This is a genomic window from Citrobacter sp. JGM124, from assembly GCF_018257795.1.
Taxonomy (GTDB): domain Bacteria; phylum Pseudomonadota; class Gammaproteobacteria; order Enterobacterales; family Enterobacteriaceae; genus JGM124.
On the sequence record NZ_JAERJD010000002.1, the window covers coordinates 16,463 to 38,201 of the forward strand.

A 21,739-nucleotide genomic window follows, 5' to 3' on the forward strand; every position below is an offset into this window, starting at 1 on the left:
TTGAGCAAAATCAAAAAATGAGAGCCACTTTTAGTTAATACTGTGTCCCGCAGGTGAATGCAGCGTCATATGTGAAACATGGGCGTTGTGCTCCATATTTGTCTTACTTTCTTCTTAAGAATTAATGCATAGCACAATTAATTCCGATGATGCCGACTTGTAACGAGTCGGCTTTTTTTTGCCTGCTGTTTCGGTGACACGCAGTAAATTACCCCCGATTTAAGGGGGGCAATGCATTACTTTATTTCCAGAACATCAAGCCGCTGATGCGTTATCTCATCCATTTCCTCAGGCTGCCACCCGACAGGCTGCTGTGGCAATGTTTCCCGGTCAAAGGCAATGTCACCGCCATTGATAACGTCTGATCCATGGGTTATGGCTTTAAAATCAAACAATTCAGTGTCACAGAGATGTGAAGGAACCACGTTCTGCATCGCACTGAACATGGTCTCTATACGTCCAGGATAACGTTTATCCCAGTCGCGCAACATATCGGCAATAACCTGACGCTGTAAATTAGGTTGTGAACCGCACAAGTTACACGGAATAATTGGATAATTACGCGCAATGGCAAAGCGTTCAATATCTTTTTCACGGCAATAAGCCAGTGGGCGAATGACAATGTGTTTACCATCATCACTCATTAGTTTTGGTGGCATGCCTTTCATCTTGCCGCCATAGAACATATTTAAAAAGAGTGTCTGGAGGATATCGTCACGGTGGTGTCCAAGGGCGATTTTTGTGGCGCCTAACTCAGTAGCTGTGCGATAGAGAATACCACGACGTAAGCGAGAGCAGAGTGAGCAAGTCGTTTTCCCTTCGGGTATTTTCTCTTTAACAATCCCATAAGTATTCTCGGTCACAATTTTATACTCCACCCCCTCGCTTTCGAGGTAGGCGGGTAGAATATGATCCGGGAAGCCGGGTTGTTTCTGATCGAGGTTAACCGCTATCAGGCTAAAATTAATGGGGGCACTTTTCTGCAAGCTACGCAGAATTTCCAGCATGGTGTAGCTGTCTTTCCCCCCGGACAGGCAGACCATAATACGGTCGCCTTCTTCTATCATATTGAAGTCAGCAATTGCTTCGCCAGCATTACGGCGCAAACGTTTCTGCAACTTATTCAAGTTGTACTGCTGCTTCTTGTTTTCTTGTTGTTTATCAATCATTTAACTGTTACTCAAGTATCAAATGGGGCATAAATGGGACAAAACTCTTTAGAATGCTAGCTTCTCATTCAGCATTTCTACCTGTTCATGATTCATCTCTTCTATCCATGCGGCATAGACTTCATATACCATCTGCGCGTTTTCATGCCCCATCTGATTGGCAATAAAAGACGGGTTAGCGCCTGCGGCTAATAACCAGCATGCGAAAGTGTGTCGTGTATGGTACGGATTGCGGCGACGAATACCAGCACGTTTTACAGCTGAGTTCCAACGGTCACCAATGCTGCTTAAAGAGTAATACGGTTTTTGCTCGCCATTCCTGGCTCTCGGCATAAATACGAAATGGACTCGCTGACGCTCCGTATGGCCGTACTCGCGGTGATGATAAACGATTTCAGTCTTCGGATACTTACCGGTCAGTTCTTGTTGGGCTACAAGGGCATCGATTGCAGGTTGTAATAGTGCGACTGTGCGTATTCCTGCTTCTGTTTTTGGTGGCCCGAACATACCTAGCGTATTGAGGCTTCTTTTTACACTGACAGTTCCAGCCTTGAGATCAATATCTTCCCACGCCAGAGCGGCAAGCTCCCCATGCCTCAGGCCAGAGTAAACCGCGAATTGCCATAGGTTTCTTCGTTGCCCATCATTAGCATCCATTAATTTATCAAATTCAGTACGTGTTAGCGGATCGGGCTTAGTTTTACTTTTCTGTAGCTTTTTTATTCCCTCAAATGCTTTTTCAGATGTGAACCCAGAACGATGAGCGAAACGTAAAAGAGAGCATAGCAATGCTACATAATTATCAACGGTTCGTACGCTCCGCCCAATCTTGTTAGCTCGTGTTTCAAGGGAGTACATCGTCGCTCCCTCCAGCAATTCAGTTCGGTATCGCAGTATATCGTTATGCGTAATTTCTCTTATCAGAGTTTCAGCGCCGACTATCTTTGTTATGGTTTTTAGTTGCGAACCTGTTTTACGATAGGTATTGGCACATAGCTCAATTCTTCTGTTTTCTAACCAAGTTGTAACCAATTCACTAAAAGAAGTGATTTTGTTTGAACCCGTTGTGGATACCTGCTGGATATTGCTGGAATTGTAGTGGTCAAGCAAAACTGGCCACGGCTTTAGAGTTTTTCCAGAACAATCGTTCTGATTCATTCGGCGTCAAGCCACTATTATATTGATGGGGTCTGAGCTGGCTGTAATATCCCATTATGTAATTCGTTATCGCTGTGCTGGCTTCGCTAAAATTAGCGTACCCATTATCCGGCACCCATTCTGTTTTCAAACTTCTAAAAAAACGTTCCATCGGGCTGTTATCCCAGCAATTCCCCCGGCGACTCAGACTTTGCTTTATCTGATATCTCCACAGTAACTGCCTGAAATTCCTGCTGGTATAGTGACTGCCTTGATCCGAGTGATACAGTAAATTAGCCGGTTTTCCCCGTGCTTCCCAGGTCATCGACAGGGCTTTACCTGTCAGTGCTGAATCAGGGAAAAATGACATCGCCCAGCCAACCGGTTTACGGGAAAACAAATCGAGTACTACAGCCAGATAAGCCCAGCGTTTTCCCGTCCAGATATAAGTCACATCACCGCACCAGGCCTGATTAGGCTCGGTAACAGCAAACTGGCGATCCAGATAATTAGGGATCTCAATGTTTTCTTTAGACGCCTTTTTATATCGATGACCTGGCTGCTGACAGCTGATGAGACGAAGCTCTTTCATCAGTTTTGTTGCCCGCCAGCGACTCAGTTTTACACCTTTGTTCGTGACCATCGCGGCAATATTACGAGCACCTGCGGAACCATTACTTTCGCGATAGCTTTCACGCACAAGACTGAGTAATACCACGCGTGTGGCATCAGGTTTCTTTGGCTGCCGCCAGTATTTATAGCTGCTGCGGTGAACCCCAAACACTTTGCACACGACGGCAACGGGAAACCGCGCCCTGAGTTTCTCAACTAATGAGAACTGTTCAGGGAGTCTGACATCAAGAGCGCGGTAGCCTTTTTTAATATATCTCTTTCCATTTCAAAACGTTGAAGTTTTTTCTTTAGCTCGCGTATTTCAATCTGCTCAGGTGTCATGGGTGAAGCAGTGGGTGATTTTCCCGCTCGCTCTTCTTTCAGTTGTCGAACCCATTTGTCCATTGTGGATTTGCCGACGTTCATTGCCGTAGCAGCGGCGGCAACGGTGTAATGCTGATCGAGTACAAGCTGGGCAGCTTCGAGGCGAAACTCGGGGCTAAAATTGCGTCTGTTACGTCCGGTCATAATGTCACCTGTTTTTACTGTGAGGTGATGATATCACCTCTATTCAGGTGGCCAAATTCAGTGTGCCACTACACCCAGCCTATCGGTATGTTCTACGGTGGTACTGTACATGTCATTTATAAAGAAACTATTGATGACCAGTTAAAGCTAGACCAGTTGATTAAACTTGGTGGGTCTGGATATGTAAATACCGTACTAAAGTATGACATATCAGCTCCAACAGATGATGGGTTAAAGGTTGGCAATGCAATTAAAAACCTAACTATTGAGATTTATGACCAATTACGTAAGGATATTCTTGATCGTCAGGATGATATCAAAAAATCTCAGGCTGTTTTGAATGCAGCCCTTGAAAGCCGTAAGCAAAAAGAAACTAAAGTAAAAGAAGCTGAAAATAAATTAAATGAAGAAAAAAAGAAGCCAAGGAAAGGCACGAAAAATTACGGACATGAATACCATCCGGCACCAAAGACCGAAGATATAAAGGGGGTGGGTGAATTAAAAAAAGGGACACCAGGGACCCCATTGCAGGGAGGCGGTGGACTGCGCAAGCGGTGGATTGGCGATAAAGGCCGTAAGGTTTATGAATGGGACTCTAGTCATGGTGAGCTTGAAGGGTATCAAGCGAGTGATGGGAAGCATCTTGGTGCATTTGATTTCAAAACAGGTAAACAGTTGAAACCTGCAGAACCAAAGCGCAATATTAAACGATATCTTTGAGAGGACTATATGGGACTGAAATTTAACTTGACTTGGTTTGACAAAAAAACAAATGAATTTAAAGGTGAGGAGTATTCTAAGGACTTTGGTGATGATGGCTCTGTCATTGAAAGCTTGGGTATTCCCTTAGACGGTAGTATTAACAACGGTGATTTTAAAGTGAGCAAAGAATGGATTCCTTTATTGCAACCTCTCTTTAAAGATGAAATTGATCTGAGTAAGGGGTCATATTATGTAAGCTTTGATTACCGAGATGGAAATTGGTAATGATAATCCATCATGGATGAAATGTAGTGCTAGGTTCCAGTGCTTATGGATGAATGCTGGAACCTTCATTATTGATTTAGCTATCAGCCCACCAGGTGGGCTTTTTGTTGGTTGGAGTTCGGATTTCACTATTTATCCTTACTGTTCAATGCTTCGTAGAAACTGTTGAAAAGGTTTTTTTTAAACCTATCTACCTCACTATTCAATAGTTTCCTTAGATTATCTGCATCTTGAATGTATTCGACCTGCCCATCATTTCTCCCATTTATTATATTAATTTCAGGCAAGTCATTGAAATTATCTGTCGTGCCATCAGCCTCCAAAGCACTCTCAAGAATGTGAATAATCTCTGAATTCATAGAGCGCCGTGTATGGTACGGATTGCGGCGACGAATACCAGCACGTTTTACAGCAGAATTTAAAGAGTCATGGATATGGCCTAAATCAGTACGCAGTTATTTGTTCTGCGTTTCCAGCCCCCACCAGAAGGACGACACTCACTGGGAGGTCTGATGACCACACAGAAGAGCGTTGCGTGCTCAACGCTCTTTTGTGTATTACCATTTTTTGATATTTCTTGTGGCGAAGGCAGCTTTCACCCGTGATAGCAATTCCTTGTGATTAGCATTGTATTGTCATGTGTGGCATGGCAAAGGGTGTGCGGATTAAGGTAAGAAAAAATATATTGGTTTCAATATAGTTAAAGCCCAGGACGAGTCCCGGGCATTTTGAACGATATTGATGGAAAACGATTAGCAGGATTAAAGCTCTACATTTGAAAAATTATGTTTTCCCAGCGGGTCAATAGTATATCCTTTTACATTATTATCGATAACATCATAAATTGTGGAGTGTGCCAGGAACAAATCAGGTGCTTGCTCTCTTATTATATTCAGCGCTTTTTTATAAAGTTCGGATCGTGCAGTCTGATCGGTGATGGCCCTGGCCTGTAAAATTAAGTCATCATAAGGTTGATAACACCAGCGTGAAAAATTATAACTGCCTTTCACTGCCGCACAGGTTAATGAACTAAAGAAATTGTCGGGATCACCAAAATCTGCCGTCCAGCCTATCATGAGTGCGTCATGTTCACCCGCGACCGCTCGTTTTATATATTCGGCCCACTCATATGTGGCGATGTTAACTTTCAGACCTATTTTTTCCCAGTCACTTTGGATCATTTCGGCAATTTGCTTGCCGTTTGGATTATAGGGGCGCTTAACAGGTAATGACCATAGTGTAATTTCAAATCCATTCGGATAACCTGCTTTTTCCAGTAACTCTTTAGCATGCGCAGGAGAATAAGTCACTTCTGGCTGCTCACGGTCATCAGGCCATAATGTCGGCGGTATAAGATTCTTCGCCGCAGTACCTTGTCCCTGATATACCGCGTTAAGAATATCTTTTTGGTTAACGGCTTCGGTCAGCGCTTGTCTGATTAGTTTATTATCAAATGGTTTTTTTCTGTGTTAAATGAGATATAACCAGTATTTAAACCGGGAGATTTCAACAGTTTAACCTGGTGGTTTTTACTGATATTCCCCAGATCAGGGATGTTAGGGTTAGCCATTATTTGGCATTCATTTTTAATGAGTTTTGCATAACGCAAGGATGCATCAGGAGTGATAGAAAAAATCAGCTGATCAATTTTAGGCTTGCCTTTCCAGTAATCATCAAATGCAGTATAAAAAATCCTTGAATCTTTTTCATATCTTTTTAAAGTGAATGGCCCGGTTCCCAGGGGGTATAAATCAATTCGCTCAGGATGCCCCGCGGAAAAAGAGGCCTCTGCATAGTCTGCTGATTGTATTGAAGCAAAATCCATAGCAAGTAGAGATAAAAAGGTTGCGTTTGGTTCTTTTAGCTCAACACTGACCGTATTTTCATCAATTTTATTTATCTTATTGATCAGGCCTTTAATTCCTGAACCCTCGAATAAAGGATACTGCCCCCCGGATAATTTATGGAATTTGTTATTGGGATCACTTTGCCTTTCAAAGGTGAAAATAACATCATCAGCATTAAACTTTCTTGTGGGCGTAAAATATTTATTTGACTGAAAAGAAACATTTTTTCGCAAATGGAATGTGTATGTTTTCCCATCCTCACTGACACTCCATTTTTCTGCCAGTGCGGGTTCTATCTCTGTTGTCCCGGGTTTGAATTCTATCAGCCGATTAAATATCGTCATTGCACCAGCATCCCCAGTCGCGGCAGACAGAGTGGTTTGTGGATTGAATCCATCGGGAGACGACTCTGAGCAATAGACTAAAGCACTGGGTTTTGCCCACGCAGGAATACTTGCCATACTGGCCATTAATAATATTAATATCTTTATTTTACTTTGCATCAAACTGTAGAACCTCTAGTATCTTATTATAATCCCGGCGCCCGCTGTTATATGTACCGGGTGAAAGGAGTCTCGGTGGGTCATTTTTTTATTACGTAGTAGTAACGTATTATTTTTTGTGCTATTTACTATCATCATTTGTATCTTTAATTATATTTAAATCATCTGCGCTAAGTATCTGCCTAATGGTTTGTCTTGCAAATGACTTTTATTGCTATCTTAATCTTACATTTGCATTTATGCCCTGTGTGTGAAAGTGATAACTTCATTACTTTGGTAGTAATGGTTTGGGGTATTAAATGACGAGAATAAATGAGCTATTAAAAAACAATAAGGCAGGAACGTACCAGGGCAGTATCAATGTTGGCAATGATACAGAACTTCCTTTCATTCATATCATCGGTAACAAGCCGGGGCCCAGGCTTTTGATTACGGCAGGCGTTCATGGCTCAGAGTTCTGCTCTATCGAAGCCGCATTGAGATTAAAAAATCTTGATTCAGCCCATCTTTCGGGTTCAGTTTTTGTTTTGCCAATATTAAATGTGAATGGGTTTTATCAGCGCAGTATTTTTGTATTCCCTGAGGATAATAAAAATCTTAACCGTGTTTTTCCTGGTAAGGAACAAGGCAGTAAATCAGAAAGACTGGCATTTTGGTTAACTCAGAATGTTTTCCCATCTTTTGATGCTTATATTGATCTGCATGGGGGGGACTTGGTCGAGTCACTGAGTCCTTTTACTCTATTCCCCCGAAACAATGCTAAAGCACAGGCGCTGGCAAAGACTTTTGGCTTGCCTCATGCCGTATCAACAGACGGGCACGGATATACCCTTGATGCTGCAGAACAGGTCGGGTTACCGGGAATTATTGCTGAAGTTAGCGGTAATGGTTTATGGGCTGAGAATACGGTGGAGCAACTCACTCTTGGAATTTATAGGGTATTAAATTTCTTGAATATTACACAATCCGATGTGCCGGTTCTGGATACCAATAAAATTGCTGTCGTGGATTTATGGATCCCGAAAGCGCCTGCTACTGGATTGTGGTATCCGTTCTTTACGCTGGAAGAAGAAGTCCGGCACGGCGATATACTGGGTGAAATACGGGCAGTTTCAGGCGAAATACTGGAGACCATTACATCCGATTTTGACGGTCGTGTACTTTACTATTTGACCAGTCTTTCGGTGACGGTGGGTGATGCACTGATTGGTATTGCCCATCATTAGAATTCCATTGAAATATAATAATGATACATGTGTCGTCAGTGTGATAACCCGCATTCTATGGGGGCAGGCTCTCACGACACAGAGACAGGCAGGATAACCTTATCATGCGTGGACTCTCCGCTTTCTTTGCCTCAGGACTGTTCTCCTCTGGTTATCATTCAAGGATGACTTTCTGCTGAATTACGCGTGATACCCAAATCTGGTTTTTTGACAGGCCAGATTTCCGCACCATTTTCCACCGGTGGATCACCCATAAAGACCACGTCTGATATTTACTCGCTCCTGACAGATGAAAAGAGAGTGCTTGCGCACACGGAGACCGACAAAATGTTCCCTATATCCTCATCGACAATTGCAATACAATAGGCCAGAATTGCTTATCAAATATTGTGCATTTTTTCTTAGCCGCCGTGGTAGTTCCCGGCCTGGTAAACGCACCAGCTTCACTTTGAATTAAAGTGCCTGAAATGAACGGGTTGTTGGGTTACGGATATTCAAGAATGTATGAATTTAACCTAGTCTTATTGCTGCTGCAGCAGATGTGTGTCTTTTTGGTTATTGCCTGGTTGATGAGCAAAACGCGATTATTTATTCCGTTAGTTCAGGTTACTGTTCGTCTTCCTCATAAGTTACTGTGCTATATAACCTTTTCAATCTTCTGCATTATGGGGACTTACTTTGGTCTGCATATCGATGATTCCATTGCGAATACTCGGGCAATTGGCGCGGTCATGAGTGGCCTGCTTGGTGGCCCGGTAGTCGGGGGGTTAGTCGGGCTGACTGGGGGGCTACATCGTTATTCCATGGGGGGAATGACAGCATTAAGCTGCATGATATCCACTATCGCTGAAGGCCTGCTGGGCGGGCTGGCACACAGTATTCTGGTGAAACAAGGCCGTACTGACAGGCTGTTTAATCCACTGGTCGCTGGTGCGGTTACCTTTGTTGCTGAAATAATACAAATGCTGATTATCATTTTGCTCGCCCGTCCTTTCGACGAGGCGGTGCATTTAGTCAGTAATATTGCGGCCCCCATGATGGTCACCAATACGGTTGGTGCAGCAATGTTTATGCGTATTTTACTCGATAAACGTGCCATGTTTGAAAAATATACTTCAGCGTTTTCTGCCACAGCCTTAAAACTGGCAGCATCCACCGAGGGAATATTGCGTCAGGGATTTAATGAAGAGAACAGCATGCGAGTGGCTCAGGTGCTGCTAAAAGAGCTTGATATTGGCGCCGTCGCGATTACTGATCGGGAAAAACTATTGGCATTCACCGGGATTGGTGACGATCATCATCTGGCGGGGCGGCCTATAAACTCACGTTATACCTGGCGGGCTATTGAGCATAATGAAGTGGTGTATGCTGATGGCAATGAAGTGCCATACCGTTGTTCTATTCATCCTAACTGTAAACTCGGCTCCACGTTGGTTATTCCTCTGCGCGGTGAGAATCAGCAGGTTATTGGCACGATCAAATTGTATGAAGTACGTAACCGTCTGTTCAGTTCTATTAACCGCACGTTGGGTGAGGGGATCGCACAGTTACTGTCAGCGCAGATATTAGCGGGCAATTTTGAGCGACAGAAAGCGTTGCTGGCCCAGTCAGAAATTAAACTATTACATGCCCAGGTTAACCCCCATTTTTTGTTTAATGCTTTGAATACGCTGCTGGCTGTTATCCGTAATGACAGCGAAAAGGCTGGCAAACTGGTGCAGTATCTGTCGACCTTCTTTCGTAAGAATCTCAAGCGTTCCTCTGAGGTCGTGACCCTCGAAGAGGAGCTTGAGCATGTGAATGCCTATCTGCAAATTGAGCTGGCCAGGTTTCCATCCCAGTTGAAAGTAGACTTACAGGTACCGAAAGAGTTTTTCTTCCAGAAACTTCCAGCCTTTACCCTACAGCCCCTGGTGGAAAACGCCATTAAACATGGCACGTCACAGCTACTGAGCAATGGCAATATTGTGATTCGTGCATACCGTAACGATGACGGTGTTATCGTTGAGGTGGAGGATAATGCCGGGCTTTACCAACCCCGCACCACAAAATCCACCGAAGGAGGACTGGGCATGAGTCTGGTGGATAAACGTCTGCGTGCGCGTTTTGGTGACGACTACGGTATCTCTGTCAGTTGTGATCCTGATTATTTTACCCGGGTGACGTTACGTTTACCGAGCGGAGAACAGAAATGTTGAGAGTATTAATAGTTGATGATGAACCGCTGGCTTTGGAGAATCTACGATTACACTTACAAGATGAAGGTGATATTGAGATTGTGGGCGAGTGTACCAATGCAATAGAAGCCATTGGTATGATACATAAAATCCGCCCGGACGTTGTGTTTCTCGATATTCAGATGCCACGTATCAGTGGCCTGGAAATGGTCGGTATGTTGGATCAACAACACCGGCCACATATCATCTTTCTCACTGCTTTTGAGGAGTATGCGCTGCAGGCTTTTGAACAATGTGCTTTCGATTATTTGTTAAAGCCTATTCAGCCCGCGCGGTTGCAGAAAACACTGGAAAGGCTGCGCATGGGGAACCAGGCTCAGAACCTTTCCCAGTTATCCGAGTTCCAGCAACCACTAAAATTCATTCCCTGCATTAGCAGTAACCGTATTTGGCTGTTACAACTGGAAGATGTCGCTTTCGTCAGCAGCAGAATTGGTGGAGTTTATGTTACCCGGCATGATGGTCAGGAAAGTTTTACTGAACTGACACTGCGGACGCTAGAAACGCGAACCCCTTTGTTACGGTGTCACCGTCAGTATTTAGTTAATATGGATTATCTTAAAGAGATCCGCCTGGAGGATAAAAACCAGGCGGAACTGTTGCTGCGTGATGGTCAAATTGTTCCGGTCAGCCGCCGTTACCTGAAAACATTGAAAGAAACCGTCGGGTTATAGTGGGGTATCTGGTTTTAAGCTGGCAAAAGCTGTGCGAATTTCGTCTTCTGGTAGATCCTGGCCAATAAACACCATGGTACTGTGCGGCGTTTCGTCAGCCTGCCATGGACGATCCCAGTCAGCGCTGTACAGTCGCTGAACGCCCTGGAATAACAGACGGCAAGGTTGATCCACTATCCATAGCATTCCTTTATAGCGCATCAGGTTATCGGCAAAACTGATCAGTAGTGTTTCCATGACTTTGGATACGTCACCCAGTACAACTGGGTAGTCAAATTCCACCACAATGGATGTCACGCTGTTTTGCTGTGGGGCGATACGGTGAAACAAGGGCTTCGCGGGAACAATATGCTCTTCCAGCATAAATCCACGGGTATTAAACAACAGTGACGGGTCGATATCCCCTTGCACCATTGGATAAACAGGAGCCCTTGCATTGATACGCTGGAGGCGTTCCATCAATGCGGGAGATTCACCGGCGACATCCGTTTTGGTGAGTAAGATACGGTCAGCATAACCAACTTGTGACTGGGCTAACGGGAATTTGTCTAGCTGGGCCATTGCGTGTACAGCATCAACCAGGGTGATAACCCCGTCTAATAAATAGCGTTCACAGATAACGTCATGGGAAAAAAATGCCTGTAGAATGGGCCCGGGGTCTGCCATCCCCGTACACTCAATCATCAGTCGGTCAAACTGCACTTCGCCTTTATCAAGGCTGTCGAGCAAATCAAGCAATGCGGCTTCCAGCTCACCCGAACGAGTACAACATATACATCCGTTAGTCAGTGTCGTAATACGCGTTGCCCGCTCACCAATCAGCTGGTTATCGATGGGCATTTCCCCAAATTCATTTTCAATAACCGCGATTTTGTACTCTTGCTGAGTATGGAGAATATGGCGTAACAGCGTAGTTTTCCCTGCACCAAGGAAACCTGTTAAAACAGTAACCGCGATCGGTTTCATGATTTTGCTCCTCTTAACAACGCATTCCGTCTTTACTTTCGGCGCCATAGCGGGCGTATCGGTATTCCAGAAAGAATGCTCTGTCAGTCATCAATGGGGTTATGGCGATAATGTCTCTGCACGTGGTAAACGCAGGCACGCGCCCCGGTAAATATACCTGTCGCCTCGTCCTGGCAAGATCTATCGCTGTTGAACCCGCTAGCCAGTGCTCTGCCGTTTTTTGACAAATGGGTAAAGTGTAAAGCTATCCTGAAATAACTCCTCTCGTAAAGAGGGGGGATGCTGATAAAAAATAAATCCCGCCGGAGCGGGATTTATTATTAACGAGATCAGTGACCTGAAGAGATTTTAATCCCTTCTTTCGGGACAGGTACGTAAGGTGTTTCTTTATCGGTAGGTTCTTTGCTATCGCGAGCCTTCAGATAGGTGCGGATACCGTAAAAGATAATGCTGTACACCACGAACAGGAAGAGAATACTCAAGCCTGCATTTGTATAGTTATTGACCACAATATGTTTCATGTTCGCCAACTGTGCAGGTGTGACATCCGCACCCGCTGAGGCAATACGGTCGTTATACTTGCTGGCCATATAGAAGAAGCCTTCCATTTTTTCCTCACTGCTGAACAGTTTCAGAGCCAGGGCCCAAGTGGTACAGACCAGCAGCCAGACAGCAGGAACCAGGGTTACCCAAATATACTGGGCACGCTTCATTTTAACCAGTACGACTGTTGCCAGGATCAAGGCGACGGCTGCCAGCATCTGGTTCGAGATACCGAAGAGTGGCCACAGGCTTTTAACGCCGCCCAGCGGGTCAACCACCCCTTGATACAGCAGATATCCCCATAGGCCAACACAACCAGCAGTACCGACGACCCCGGCAATCCAGGAGTCAGATTTTTTCAGGAATGGGACGAAGTTACCCAATAAGTCTTGCAGCATAAAGCGGCCTGAACGGGTACCGGCATCCAGTGCGGTCAGAATAAATAAGGCTTCAAACAGAATACCGAAGTGGTACCAGAAGCCCATGTCAGCCAGTGGCATGATCTGGTGGAAAACATGCGCAATACCCACAGCAAGCGTTGGGGCACCACCAGCACGGTTCAGCACGGAAGGTTCACCAATGTCTTTCGCCGTTTGCAGTATTTGCTCAGGAGAAATGACGAAGCCCCAGGAACTGACGGTGGCGGCCGCATGCGCCGTCACATCTTTTAACTGGGCGAGAATCATAGGAGCATTTTCGCCACCCAGCTCATGCAGGTTCGGCATAGTAATACCGAGACCCGCTGGCGGGGTATTCATAGCAAAATAGAGGCCGGGTTCAATGATAGACGCAGCCACTAATGCCATCATGGCAACAAACGACTCCATCAGCATGGCGCCATAACCGATGAAGCGTGCATCGGTTTCACAAGCCAGCAGTTTAGGTGTTGTTCCGGACGCAATCAGGGCGTGGAAGCCTGATACCGCACCACAGGCGATGGTAATAAACAGGAACGGGAACAGGGCACCATTCCACAGTGGACCATTACCTCCCACATACTGAGTCAGGGCGGGCATTTTCAGTTCTGGGTTAAGGATAACGATACCGATAGCCAGACCGACAATAACACCGATTTTCAGGAAGGTGGCTAGGTAGTCACGCGGTGCCAGGATTAGCCATACTGGTAGCAGTGCAGAAACAAAAGCATAGCCAATAAGCGCAAAGGTGATAGTTGTATCTTTAAAGGTCAGAGCCGGGCCCCAGTACGGGTCATGTGCAATGACACCACCGAACCAGATAGCTGCCACCAATAGAATGATCCCGATAACCGAGACTTCACCTATTCTGCCAGGCCGCAGGTAGCGCATATAGATCCCCATAAACAGGGCAATAGGCACGGTAGAACAGACAGTAAAGACACCCCATGGACTCTCTGCCAGCGCTTTAACCACGATCAATGCCAGCACGGCGAGAATAATAATCATGATCAGGAAGCAGCCAAAGAGGGCAATGGTACCAGGCACGGTGCCCATCTCTTCTTTAATGATTTCCCCAAGAGAAGCACCATTACGACGAGAAGAGATAAACAGCACCATAAAGTCCTGGACGGCACCTGCCAGTACCACACCAGCAAGCAGCCAGAGAACCCCCGGCAGATAACCCATTTGCGCGGCAAGAACAGGCCCAACTAACGGCCCCGCACCCGCAATCGCGGCAAAGTGGTGGCCGAAGAGTACTTTACTGTTGGTAGGAACATAGTTTAAGCCATCGTTATTGATGACGGCGGGTGTTGCGCGTGTTGGGTCAAGTTTCATGACTTTTTGCGCAATATAGAGACTGTAGTAGCGGTAAGCAACAATATATACAGAGACAGATGCCACGATAATCCACAGAGCACTGATGTGCTCGCCACGTCTCAGGGCTACAACGCCTAAACAGCAAGCCCCCAGAATGGCGATGATTATCCATGGTATATGTTTGAACAATGAATTTTTATTCATAATCGACCTGGTTATTTTAATGTCTGATAAACCTCTCTGCTCTGATTTGCTGTATCAGTATTCCGCCAGAGAGGGCACCTATTTTCCCAGGCAACAGGGTGACAAAATTACACCTTAAGAAGGGGGAAAACTGATAAGCGGTCACAGGGGAGAATAAGCGGTTATTTGAGGGGATGAGCGGTCAGTATCAGGAACGACGGCAACGAAATTTGTGATTGATATCACGCCTGTGGGCAGCGATAAGCTTTGAATAGAAACAAATATTCAGAAAAAAATGGAAGAATTAGCGGTTTTATTGATCTGACATCGCTTTTGCATATCGACCAGAAACAATTTAAGTACCGAGAATGGCATGGCGTGCGAGGGGGAAAACAGAGAGTCGGCCAGAGACCGGGCACCTATTCTGGGCCCGGGCGGGCGTTACTGACTTAATGCGGCTAATTTGTCCCGAAATCCGGTGACAGAGATAGCACGATTGTCTGCACGATAACGATCTTTAGCCGCAGGGGCGGAGCTTTGCACCGCAATAATTCGCCAGCCTTCCGGGGTTTTTAACATGAGCGGTGACCCGCTGTCGCCGGGTAATGTATGGCACTGGTGCGAAAGAACTGATGTTTGCGCCCAGCCGGTAATCAGGCAGCGGTTATGGGCATAGAGGTCATCCAAATGATCCTCTGGATAGCCAGCTTGTGTGACTCTTCGCTCTTCCGCTTTCAACGCATCATTGAGTGCCTGTTTATTTCCCTCAAAGAGTGGCAGCGGAGTAATCCCCTGAGGGGCATTGCGCAGGATAATCAAGCCGAAGTCATAGGGTGCGGCATGGGAAGGAACTATCCAGCCATCGCCATTGGGTTTTAGCCGTTGCGAAAGGCTTTTTTCCACACGCCCTTCAATACGGCGAATTTCATAACGCCATTGGCCGTGATTAGTGATAAATCGCAGTGCGACAGGGGGGTCAAATTTACCGTCGGGTGCCTGAAGTAAGCAATGCCCGGCAGTCAGGGCAAGCTGGGGCGCGATAAGGGTAGCGGTGCATAAGTTACCACTGGCAGTTTCCAGTTGTCCAATGGCATCCCAGGGAGCCTCAGCTGTCTGGGTAATATGAGTACGATTATCTTCGCCGAAGAACAGTGTTTTCTTATCTTCAGTGCTGTTTGCCGCATAGGCCAGACTGAGGTGAGGTAACAGGCAGAGGGTGCTCCAAAAATAGACAATACTATTGCGCATAACATCTCTAAAGGACAACGGTTTTTAACTAGTCTAGCGGTTAAATTGAAAGCCACCAAAAACTAAACCTGACAACAGGCCAGACTAATGTAGCCAGAAACTAAACGTAATCAGACCACACACAATGACCAGGGCCAAAATAAATTCGAAACGATAACGTCGAAACATGAATTGGCCTCCAAAGGAGTATCCCACACGACGGGGCATGATAACCTGAACTCGCCCTGGACGATATAGATGTCGCCCAATATAAAAGCAGACAAATCAATTTATTGATCGTCCGTGAGTTAGCAAGAAAAGAGGCAACACGCAGTGTGTTTCTCTTTTTTCAGTAACTAACACCCGACAGAGCCGGGTGCTTTTATATTCATTCAGTATGCCCGTTATCAGGCAATGGTCTTATGCAGCAGGTTGTGCTGATGCTTTAGCTGGGGCTTTTTTATGGTGTTTTTTAGCGGCCTGTGCTTTCTGAGCAGCGGCTGGTTTAGCATGTTTTTTAGCTGCCTGAGCTTTTTGAGCGGCTTCTGGTTTAGCGTCTTTTTTGTGTTTTTTAGCAGCCTGTGCTTTCTGTGCTACTTCTGGTTTAGCTTCTTTTTTATGTTTTTTAGCGGCTTGAGCTTTCTGCTCCGCAGCAGGTTTGGCTTCTTTCTTGTGCTTGGCTGCCTGGGCTTTTTGTGCAGCGTGTGCATGATGATGTTTTACATGATGAGCGGTTGTGGTGGTGCTGGTTGCGCCAGTCGTTGCTGTAGTATCAGCAGCAAAAGCAGCAGAAGACAGACCCATAGCAGCGGCAACAACCAGAGCTAATACTTTTTTCATCTCGATACCCTCGATATTTGTTTGTGTGTCAACCCCACTGCGGGGCCGTTGAATGGAACTATAGGCTTGTGGGATAGAAGCGTCAGTGAGTGATTGGTATCGGTATGTAACGGAATGTACAGTGTCGGGTAAACGTCCCGACACTGGTTATATCAGAGATAGCGTGATTCTAAATGTTTTCGGAAATACAGTGGGTTAAGGTCTTCCCCGGTGGCATTGGATATCAGCTGGGAGGTGCTGAAACGGCTGCCATGCTGCCAGATATTTTGCTTAAGCCAGGTAAATAACGGTTCTAAATCCCCTTCGGCAATTTGAGTGTCAAGTTCTGGTAAAGCGCGACGGGCTGCCGCAAAGAGTTGTGCTGCATACATGGCGCCCAGGGTATAGGATGGAAAGTATCCAAATGAGCCATCAGTCCAGTGAATGTCCTGCATGCAACCGTTACGGTAATCACCCGCCGTGGACAGTCCAAGCCATTCTTGCATTTTTTCGTCCCACAGGGCTGGAATATCGTCGACGTCAATATCACCAGATATCAGTGCTCGTTCAATTTCATAACGTAGTACCACGTGGGCGGGATAGCTGATTTCATCAGCATCAACACGAATGAGTCCCCGTTCAACCCGCTGACTGAGCTTAACCAGGTTGCTTAACTCAAAGGCAGGCTGCTGGCCAAAGTGGCTGATAATTTTTGGTAATAGCAACTGCTGAAAAGCGGCGCTCCGGCCTAATTGCATTTCAAAAAACAGGCTCTGGGATTCATGAATGGCCATCGAGCGTGCCAGGGCAACAGGCTGACCCAGCCAGGGCCGAGGCAAGTTTTGTTCATAACGGGCATGCCCGGTCTCATGAATAACCCCGAACAGGGCGGTAAAAAGTTCGTCTTGATTATAACGAGTGGTAATACGAACATCTTCTGGAACCCCGCCACAGAATGGATGAGCACTGACATCCAGGCGTCCACCAGCAAAATCAAAACCCAGGACACCCATCACATCGAGGCCTAACTGCCGTTGTTTTTCTGTCGCGAAGGGGCCTTCTGGAATGATAACCGTCTCTGCTGCTTGTTTATCGATAACCCTTTGCAGTAAGCCTGGCAACCAGTCGCGGAGTGAGCCAAACAACCCGTCCAGCTTGTTACTGGTGATACCAGGTTCATATTTGTCGAGCAGGGCATCATAAGGAGAAAGGCCCTGGGCTTGGGATCTGAATTGAGCCTCTTCGCGGCTGACACGAACCACCTCTTTGAGATTAGTGGAAAAACCCTGCCAGTCATTAGCGGGACGCTGGGTCCGCCAGCCATGTTCACAACGTGATCCCACCAGGGACTGTTCTTCTACCAGGCTGTCGGGTAACAATATGGCGTTTTGATACTGGCGGTTGATCTCTTCGAGATTAGCACGCTCAACATCATCGAGGTTTTCCTGTGCAGCGGCATCAATCAGACGGGCCATTTTTTTGTCACTAAGAATCTGGTGCCGCAAGACGCTCAGTTCAGCCAGCGCCTCCCCTCTGGCCTGACTGCCGTTAGCCGGCATCATGGTGGACATGTCCCAGCTGGCTATGGCATTGAGGTGATCAAAACGCGACAGGCGTAAAAAGATACGGCTTAATTCGTTGTAATGTTGCTTTTGCATATAGCCTCGTAGACAGATGTTTATTCGCACGAAAATAACATTAAGTCGCCCTGAAAACGAGGCTCCGCACCATTAATGTGTCCGTTGATGCAGGCGGATACCAATACCGACAGCGGCACACAATAACAGGCCAATAAAGCCAGCAACGCCTGCCCATCCGTATTTATGCCAGAAAACGCCCCCTAAAGTACCAGCGACACTGGAACCTAAATAATAACAGAACAAATAGAGTGAAGAGGCCTGGCCTTTGGCTCGTCTGGCCCGGGTGCCAATCCAGCTACTGGCGACGGAGTGCGCAGCAAAGAATCCCCCGGCAAACAGGAGCATACCGATAAATATCAGCACCAGTGTGGAAAACACGGTGAGTGCAAGGCCTAAGCCCATAATGCATATTGAGGAGATAAGAACCGGGCCGCGCCCAAACTTTTCGGTCATGGTTCCGGCTTTCGGGGAGCTCCATACTCCGGTCAAGTAGACCAGCGATAACAAACCGACAACGGCCTGGCTTAACATCCATGGCCCAGCCATCAGGCGATAACCAATATAGTTAAACAGCGTCACAAAGGCTCCCATCAGTAAGAAACCTTCAATAAACAGCAAAGGCAAACCGCTATCCCGCAGGTGAAGATGAATATTGATCAGCAATGATTTAGGACGTAAACGCAGCGGGCGGAAATGACGTGACTCAGGAAGTATCCGCCAGAACATTAACGCTGATGCCAGGGCAAAACAACCAATCACTGCGACAGCGATACGCCAGTTAAAAAAGTCACTAAAGATCCCGCTTAATAACCGGCCGCTCATTCCCCCAATCGAGTTACCACTGATATATAACCCCATAGAGAACGCAAGCACACTGGGGTGCATCTCCTCACTGAGATAGGTCATCCCCACGGCGGCAACACCGCTGAGGGACAACCCTGTCAGGGCTCGCATCACCAGAATACCGTGCCAGCTCGTCATCAGTGTTGATAACAGCGTACAGCAGGAAGCTAACAACAGTGCGGTAACCATCACTTTTTTACGGCCGATAGAGTCCGATAGTGGGCCGGTAAAGAGTAAACCTAATGCCAGCATCCCGGTTGCTATCGAGAGTGACAGGCTACTACCCGCCGGGCTGATATGAAACTCATCAGACAATAACGGCAAAATAGGCTGGATACAGTAAAGTAGGGCGAACGTCGCCAGACCCGCAGAAAACAAGGCGAGAGTGACGCGCATAAATGAAGGTGTACCACGTTTAATGAAATTGGAGGTTAGGGGGGAGTTATCAACATCAATCTTCTCTCCAGCCACGAGATTGACGTCAGAAGTCGCGCTCACAATAGATCCTTAGAACAATATAGCTATCAATGATCTAAGGGTAGAAAATCGTAAATGTTCTGTCTAATATATTAATAATCTTAAATGATACTTTAAAAATATGAATATAGAGTTACGCCACCTGAGATACTTCGTTGCCGTTGCAGAAGAGCTGCATTTTGGCCATGCCGCAGAACGTTTGCGTATTTCTCAACCACCGTTGAGCCACCAGATTCAAATGCTGGAGACGCAAATTGGTGCTCGCTTGCTGGCAAGGACTAACCGCAGTGTGGCGTTGACTCCCGCCGGGCAACAGTTTCTTGTGGATGCCAGACAGATCTTAAGTCTTGTGGATGATGCGGCATCCCGTGCGGCCCGGCTACATCAAGGGCGAAGTGGTGAGCTCAAAATTGGTTTCACCTCTTCGGCTCCTTTTATCAAGACGGTTTCTGAAAGCTTATCCACCTTTCGTCGTCTCTACCCTGATGTGAAAATTCTCATGCGGGAAATGAACACCCGGGAGCAGATAACTCCCTTGAGTGAGGGAGAACTGGAGCTGGGCTTAATGCGCAATACTAAATTGCCTGACAACCTGGAATGGCGACAAATTCTACGTGAGCCTCTGCGTGCCCTGGTACATCGCCTGCATCCACTGGCGGGATGCACATCAATCTCCCTGACTCAGTTGTCCCGGGAACCGTTTGTTTTTTTTGATTCACGCGTTGGCACCGGGCTGTATGAGGATATCCTTGGATTATTACAGCGCCATAATATTAGTCCTTACATTACACAAGAGGTGGGAGAAGCGATGACGATCATCAGCCTGGTCTCTGCCGGGCTCGGTGTTTCTATTCTGCCAGCCTCTTTTCAACGTGTACGCTTAAGTGATGTGGTCTGGTTACCCATTGAAGAGCCTGATGCGCGTTCGGAATTATGGTTAGTGTGGGCCAGGCATCGAGAGCTGTCACAGCAGGCAATAAAAATAATTGACTTGTTAAGCGAATCATCAGTTTGCTTGCAAAGTACTGATTAAACGCAGACTATGTGCAACACGTCACAATGTGGTGTAAATATTTGGCGATATGCGATGACAAGTGTTTCACCATAGTTAGAATTTATTTTACTGGGTGAAAATAAAGGGAGTATTACGTGGTTTTTGCTAGTCAGCCGGCCCATATCGATCAGATTAAACAGATGAATGCGGGTGCCGTTTATCGCCTGATAGACACACATGGTCCGGTATCGCGTATTGACCTCTCACGCCTGGCACAGCTGGCTCCCGCCAGTATCACTAAAATTGTTCGCGAAATGGTCGAAGCCCATTTAGTTCTGGAAACTGAAATACAAGATCCCGGGGGGCGAGGGCGGCCCGCGGTGGGGTTAATACTTGAGACAGATGCCTGGCACTTCCTCTCTCTACGTATTACCCGGGGAGAACTGTGGCTGGCATTGCGCGATTTAAATGGTTGTGAAGTCGTTGAAGAGTGTGTTGAGCTGGAATTAGTCAGTGTTCAGCCATTACTCACACGCATTGTGGAGCATGTTGATCAGTTCTTTATGCGCCATCAGCAGAAACTTGAACGTCTGACGTCCATCGCTATCACCTTACCGGGGATCATCGACACGGTGCGTGGGGTCGTCCATCGGATGCCGTTTTATGATGTGACCGATATGCCGTTGGGTGAGGAACTCTCGACACGTATTGGTGTGCCTGTCTTTATTCAGCATGACATCAGTGCCTGGACAATGGCTGAAAGCCTGTTTGGTGCTTCCCGGGGGATCAGTGACGTCATTCAGGTTGTTATCGATCAGCATGTTGGTGCGGGCGTGATCACCGGCGGGCGTTTACTCCATGCGGGAAGCAGTACTCTGGTGGAGATTGGGCATATCCAGGTGGATCCCTATGGCAAGATATGTTATTGCGGCAACCATGGCTGTCTGGAAACAATAGCGAGCATGGAAAGCGTGCTGGACCTGGCTCACCAGCGTATGAAGCAGTCCATGGGATCGTTGCTTCACAGCAGGCCATTAACCATAGAATCGTTATGTGATGCCGCCTTACGGGGGGATCTACTGGCAAAAGATCTCATTGTTGGGGTTGGAAAAAATGTTGGCCGTATTCTGGCTATTATGGTTAACCTGTTTAACCCACAAAAAATCCTGATTGGTTCACCACTGAATCGGGCTTCTGCCATTTTGCATGCCACCATCCGTGATTGTTTGCACCAGCAGTCACTACCAATTTATAGCAACCATATCTCAGTAGACAGCACCCAGCTTAGTCATCAAGGCACCGGTGTCGGAACCGCGCTAATCAAGGATGCGATGTATGATGGTTCACTACTGGTGCGCCTGTTACAGGGATAATTCATATCTTGAACTAAA

Annotated in this window: 13 protein-coding genes and 5 pseudogenes; 7 read left to right on the top strand and 11 right to left on the bottom strand. The window is 46.6% G+C overall.

The window, feature by feature from the left end:
- Window positions 1-236 precede the first annotated feature (236 nt).
- From ttcA to JK154_RS02665, 3 genes and pseudogenes are all read right to left on the bottom strand, one after another.
- Window positions 237-1,169, bottom strand: a complete 933-nt coding sequence (ttcA, locus tag JK154_RS02655) for a tRNA 2-thiocytidine(32) synthetase TtcA (RefSeq protein ID WP_211990970.1) — start codon at window positions 1,167-1,169, stop codon at window positions 237-239.
- A 48-nt stretch (window positions 1,170-1,217) separates the two neighbouring features.
- Window positions 1,218-2,168: pseudogene (locus JK154_RS02660) on the bottom strand (site-specific integrase); the annotation flags it as partial.
- Between the two features lie 103 nt (window positions 2,169-2,271).
- A pseudogene (locus JK154_RS02665) lies at window positions 2,272-3,483 on the bottom strand (IS3 family transposase).
- Window positions 3,484-3,755: 272 nt separating this feature from the next.
- On the opposite strand from JK154_RS02665, the pseudogene JK154_RS02670 reads away from it, so the two are divergent.
- Both JK154_RS02670 and JK154_RS02675 read left to right on the top strand, forming a co-directional pair.
- Window positions 3,756-4,166 (top strand): annotated as a pseudogene (locus JK154_RS02670) (colicin E3/pyocin S6 family cytotoxin); the annotation flags it as partial.
- A 9-nt stretch (window positions 4,167-4,175) separates the two neighbouring features.
- The gene (locus JK154_RS02675) at window positions 4,176-4,433 is read left to right on the top strand and encodes a colicin E3-like toxin immunity protein (protein WP_211990973.1); all 258 of its coding nucleotides are present in this window, start codon (window positions 4,176-4,178) and stop codon (window positions 4,431-4,433) included.
- Between the two features lie 128 nt (window positions 4,434-4,561).
- Here JK154_RS02675 and JK154_RS02680 read toward each other — a convergent pair whose 3' ends face one another.
- Window positions 4,562-4,888, bottom strand: a complete 327-nt coding sequence (locus JK154_RS02680; RefSeq protein ID WP_283093654.1) for an Arc family DNA-binding protein — start codon at window positions 4,886-4,888, stop codon at window positions 4,562-4,564.
- Between the two features lie 306 nt (window positions 4,889-5,194).
- Window positions 5,195-6,750: pseudogene (locus JK154_RS02685) on the bottom strand (ABC transporter substrate-binding protein).
- A gap of 332 nt (window positions 6,751-7,082) precedes the next feature.
- On the opposite strand from JK154_RS02685, the gene JK154_RS02690 reads away from it, so the two are divergent.
- The 3 genes from JK154_RS02690 (at window position 7,083) to btsR (ending at window position 10,920) form a co-directional block, all read left to right on the top strand.
- Window positions 7,083-8,009: a succinylglutamate desuccinylase/aspartoacylase family protein gene (locus JK154_RS02690; protein ID WP_211990975.1), complete on the top strand. Its 927-nt coding sequence runs from the start codon at window positions 7,083-7,085 to the stop codon at window positions 8,007-8,009.
- Window positions 8,010-8,509: 500 nt separating this feature from the next.
- Complete coding sequence (locus JK154_RS02695) at window positions 8,510-10,207, top strand: sensor histidine kinase (protein WP_211990976.1); 1,698 nt, start codon at window positions 8,510-8,512, stop codon at window positions 10,205-10,207.
- Window positions 10,201-10,920, top strand: a complete 720-nt coding sequence (gene btsR / locus JK154_RS02700) for a two-component system response regulator BtsR (RefSeq protein WP_211990977.1) — start codon at window positions 10,201-10,203, stop codon at window positions 10,918-10,920. The genes JK154_RS02695 and btsR overlap by 7 nt, the downstream gene beginning before the upstream one ends.
- Here btsR and yjiA read toward each other — a convergent pair.
- From yjiA to JK154_RS02730, 6 genes and pseudogenes are all read right to left on the bottom strand, one after another.
- On the bottom strand, window positions 10,915-11,886 hold the full coding sequence (gene yjiA, locus JK154_RS02705) for a GTPase (protein ID WP_211990978.1): 972 nt from the start codon (window positions 11,884-11,886) through the stop codon (window positions 10,915-10,917). The two genes, btsR and yjiA, sit on opposite strands and share 6 nt — an antisense overlap.
- 329 nt (window positions 11,887-12,215) lie before the next feature.
- Complete coding sequence (locus tag JK154_RS02710; RefSeq protein WP_211990979.1) at window positions 12,216-14,369, bottom strand: carbon starvation CstA family protein; 2,154 nt, start codon at window positions 14,367-14,369, stop codon at window positions 12,216-12,218.
- A 420-nt stretch (window positions 14,370-14,789) separates the two neighbouring features.
- The gene (locus JK154_RS02715) at window positions 14,790-15,596 is read right to left on the bottom strand and encodes a serine protease (protein WP_211990980.1); all 807 of its coding nucleotides are present in this window, start codon (window positions 15,594-15,596) and stop codon (window positions 14,790-14,792) included.
- Window positions 15,597-15,995: 399 nt separating this feature from the next.
- Window positions 15,996-16,415, bottom strand: a complete 420-nt coding sequence (gene asr, locus JK154_RS02720; protein ID WP_211990981.1) for an acid resistance repetitive basic protein Asr — start codon at window positions 16,413-16,415, stop codon at window positions 15,996-15,998.
- Between the two features lie 152 nt (window positions 16,416-16,567).
- Window positions 16,568-18,052: a carboxypeptidase M32 gene (locus tag JK154_RS02725; protein ID WP_211990982.1), complete on the bottom strand. Its 1,485-nt coding sequence runs from the start codon at window positions 18,050-18,052 to the stop codon at window positions 16,568-16,570.
- 72 nt (window positions 18,053-18,124) lie between these two features.
- Window positions 18,125-19,300 (bottom strand): annotated as a pseudogene (locus tag JK154_RS02730) (MFS transporter); the annotation flags it as partial.
- 175 nt (window positions 19,301-19,475) lie between these two features.
- Here JK154_RS02730 and JK154_RS02735 point away from each other — a divergent pair.
- On the top strand, window positions 19,476-20,387 hold the full coding sequence (locus JK154_RS02735) for a LysR family transcriptional regulator (RefSeq protein WP_211990983.1): 912 nt from the start codon (window positions 19,476-19,478) through the stop codon (window positions 20,385-20,387).
- 116 nt (window positions 20,388-20,503) lie between these two features.
- On the top strand, window positions 20,504-21,721 hold the full coding sequence (locus tag JK154_RS02740) for an ROK family transcriptional regulator (RefSeq protein WP_211990984.1): 1,218 nt from the start codon (window positions 20,504-20,506) through the stop codon (window positions 21,719-21,721).
- Window positions 21,722-21,739 lie beyond the last annotated feature (18 nt).

What these genes read in the sequence shown, in the direction of transcription:
- ttcA (WP_211990970.1), bottom strand. Translation starts at nt 1,169, where the DNA reads ATGATTGATAAACAACAAGAAAACAAGAAGCAGCAGTACAACTTGAAT.
- JK154_RS02675 (WP_211990973.1), top strand. Translation starts at nt 4,176, where the DNA reads ATGGGACTGAAATTTAACTTGACTTGGTTTGACAAAAAAACAAATGAA.
- JK154_RS02690 (WP_211990975.1), top strand. Translation starts at nt 7,083, where the DNA reads ATGACGAGAATAAATGAGCTATTAAAAAACAATAAGGCAGGAACGTAC.
- JK154_RS02695 (WP_211990976.1), top strand. Translation starts at nt 8,510, where the DNA reads ATGTATGAATTTAACCTAGTCTTATTGCTGCTGCAGCAGATGTGTGTC.
- btsR (WP_211990977.1), top strand. Translation starts at nt 10,201, where the DNA reads ATGTTGAGAGTATTAATAGTTGATGATGAACCGCTGGCTTTGGAGAAT.
- yjiA (WP_211990978.1), bottom strand. Translation starts at nt 11,886, where the DNA reads ATGAAACCGATCGCGGTTACTGTTTTAACAGGTTTCCTTGGTGCAGGG.
- JK154_RS02710 (WP_211990979.1), bottom strand. Translation starts at nt 14,369, where the DNA reads ATGAATAAAAATTCATTGTTCAAACATATACCATGGATAATCATCGCC.
- JK154_RS02715 (WP_211990980.1), bottom strand. Translation starts at nt 15,596, where the DNA reads ATGCGCAATAGTATTGTCTATTTTTGGAGCACCCTCTGCCTGTTACCT.
- asr (WP_211990981.1), bottom strand. Translation starts at nt 16,415, where the DNA reads ATGAAAAAAGTATTAGCTCTGGTTGTTGCCGCTGCTATGGGTCTGTCT.
- JK154_RS02725 (WP_211990982.1), bottom strand. Translation starts at nt 18,052, where the DNA reads ATGCAAAAGCAACATTACAACGAATTAAGCCGTATCTTTTTACGCCTG.
- JK154_RS02735 (WP_211990983.1), top strand. Translation starts at nt 19,476, where the DNA reads ATGAATATAGAGTTACGCCACCTGAGATACTTCGTTGCCGTTGCAGAA.